The 2,931-nt window shown below is 68.4% G+C and carries 1 protein-coding gene; it reads right to left on the reverse strand.

What is annotated here, in order from left to right:
* Positions 1–128: 128 nt before the first annotated feature.
* Positions 129–2,931, reverse strand: a 2,803-nt coding sequence (locus AC1DU6_RS25675) for an ExeM/NucH family extracellular endonuclease (protein ID WP_477860561.1), incomplete at its 5' end; no start/stop codon positions are given.

Consider the following 2,931-nt stretch of genomic DNA (forward strand, 5'->3'; position numbering starts at 1 on the left):
GTTCAGCACCGTGGCTGTGGGGGCGGTGTCGAAGCTGCCGGTGAAGTTGTACGTGGCGGCCTGAGCGGCGCCGGCCAGGGTCAGGACCGCCAGGGCCAGGATAGATTTGCGATTCATTTTGTATTTCCTCAGAACTTGAAGCTGGTGGCCGTGACTGCTGCGCAGGCAATGCCCTTGAGCTGCAGCAGCGGCTTGGACTTGATGGGGCCGGCCGCGCCGTCAGCGTCGATGCCGATGATTGCGCCGGTGGCATTGGCCGTGCAGGTCACATGGCCGCTGGCGAGCGGGTCGGCGCTGGCAATGCCATTCGCAGTCAGCAGCTTGGTCAATACCAGCGTATCCACACCGGGCTTGAAGTCAGTGATGACATCGCCGGCGTCCCCCATGCTGCGGTAGACAAACTGGTTKCGGCCGCCGTTGCCAGTCAGCGTATCGGCACCCGGGCCACCTTCGATGATGTCGTCGCCCGCCGTGCCGACGATGTTGTCACGGCCGTCGGTACCGGTGAAGCCCTTGGTCAGGTCCAGCCCGATCAGCATCGGGTCATGGTCGGAGGCGCGGAACTGGTTGGGCTGGTACCAGTCGTTGCCGGCGGCCTTGTCCTCGGTGTTGTAGTCGATCCACTCGGGCTCGTCGGCATTGATGTGCCAGCTGGTCGCGCCCGTCACCTTGGCGGCGATGGCGGCGGTGCCCAGGCCATGGTCGAGGCGGCCGGCGCTGGCGTCGAAGACATAGCTGTAGTCGGCCGGGTCGAACATGCCGACCAGGTCGACGATGCCGGCGCTGGTCAGCAGGTCGATCGGGTCTTCCTTGGCGTAGGAATTGAAGTCGCCGAGCATGATGACGCGGTCGGTACCGGCCGTGGCYGTGACGGTGGGCAGCCAGTCCAGAAGGCGCTGGGCCTGCTGCTTGCGCTGCAGGTTCCAGCAGCCCTGCAGGTCGCCGGTGTCGCCGTTGGCGCCGGTGCCGCAGCTGCCCTTGGACTTCAGGTGGTTGACGACGACGGCGAACTTCTCGCCGTTGGGGGCCACGAAGCCCTGGGCAAAGGTGGGCCGGTTGTTGATGGCGTTGTCATCGGACATCGACGCACCCATCAGGCCGAGCTTGGCCGGCTTGTAGATCATGGCCACGCGGATGGCGTCGGTGCCCGTGGACGGCGGCAGCGGCACGGCGGCATAGGTGTTGACGCCCATCATGGCGTTGAGGCCGTCGACGAGGTTCTGCACGGCGAAGTTGCCGCTGTTCTGGATCTCCATCAGGCCGACGACGTCGGCGTTCAGGCCCGACAGGGCGGCCAGGATCTTGGTGCGCTGGCGATCGAACTCCGCCTGATTGTCCGCACCGCGGCAGCCGGCGCTCGGGCAGGCGCCGCCGCCCGGCACGGCACCGCCGTTGGTGAACGTCGTGAAGAAGTTCAGCACGTTGGAGCTGGCCACGCGGACATTGCCGCCCACGGCCGGCGGCGCCAGCGGGCGCGCGATCGGGCGGGCGAACACCGGCGCGGCGGTCGGGTGGATCTTGTAGGCCAGCGGGCCGGTGGCCGAGTCGGTCGAGGGGCCGAAGTCGACGACACCGGTCACGCCATCGACCGTGTCACCGGCGCGCACCGTGCCGTCCTGCCACAGGTAGGGCGTGGGGTTGGGGAACTTGGAGGCGCTGCTGTCATCCAGCACGACGCTGCGGGCCAGGTTGGCGGCCTGCATCGCCAGTGCCGCCGGGCCGGGGCGCAGCACGTTGGTGGGGTTGAGCGTGCGGCCGCCGGCCGACACGGTCAGCTGGCCCCAGCTGCCGACGAAGTTGGTCTGGTTGACGGTCAGCGGGTCGGTGATGTGGACCAGCATGCCCTCATAGCGCTCCATGTCGGACTGGCTGGCCAGGGTCGCCAGGCTGACCTCGACCGGCAGGGGCAGCGGATTGCCGGTGCTGACGACGGAGACGTTGGTGACGCTGCTCAGCTCGGTCAGCGGGTTGGCCAGGCTGGCCGCGCTGCTCGAGACCGAGTACTCCTGCACCTTGGCCGACACATTGACCTTGTCGCCGAYGGCCACGGTGGGCGCCGTGCTCGTGAAGACGAAGATGCCGTCGGAGGTCGCCGGGTCACCGTCGCCGTCCGGGTCCTGCAGGTAGAAGCCGTTGTTGATCAGCTTGGTGACGACGCCACCGGTCGTGACGGTCGTGCCGTCCATGCCGCTCTTGGCACCCGAGCCCTGGATGGCGGGGATCTTGACGACGCCGCTGACCGACAGCTTGAATGTGCAGCTCGCCGTCTGGGCTTCGTCGTTGTCCCACTTCAGGCCGAGGTTGTAGTTGCCGGCCGCGAGTGTGTTGTCGACGTTGATCTGCTGGGTCGCGGCCACGCCATCGGCGCTGGCGCCGACGAAGCTGCCCAGAGTCACACCGGCGGGCAGGGCGCCGACCACGCTGGCCGCATTGACGCGGCTGTCGCTGTCGGTGGCGCTGACGACGAAGCTGGAGGCTGCGCCGGACACGGCGGCCTGGTCGGGGCAGCTCGGGATGATGGGCTGGTTGACGTTGCCGCCGCCGCAGAGGTTGGCGGGCGTGGCGCCATTGCGCGGGCTGACGGGCCCAACCGTGAAATCGGCGCTGTTGGCGTTGGTGTCGGTGCAGCCGGCAGCGTTGCGCAGCGCAGCCGTGGTGGCGGCCAGCGCGGGCGTGGGGCTGCCTTCAACGGGCGTCGAGCTGCCGTAGGACAGGATGTCTTCCACGCCGGTCGGCGCAGCCACGGCAGGCAGCGTCGTGCCATTGGTGACGAGGGCGACCTTGCCCGAGGCGCCACTCATGTTGATTGCGCCCGACGTGACGTCGATGTCGGGTGTGGGGAGTGCCACGCCCGCGGCGCCGCCGGAAGCTTCGGCGATCAGGTAGTAGCGGCCCGGCTGCAGCACGACGCCGGCCGGGATGACGGTCTTG

The sequence above is a fragment of the Roseateles sp. P5_B10 genome, from assembly GCF_056400485.1.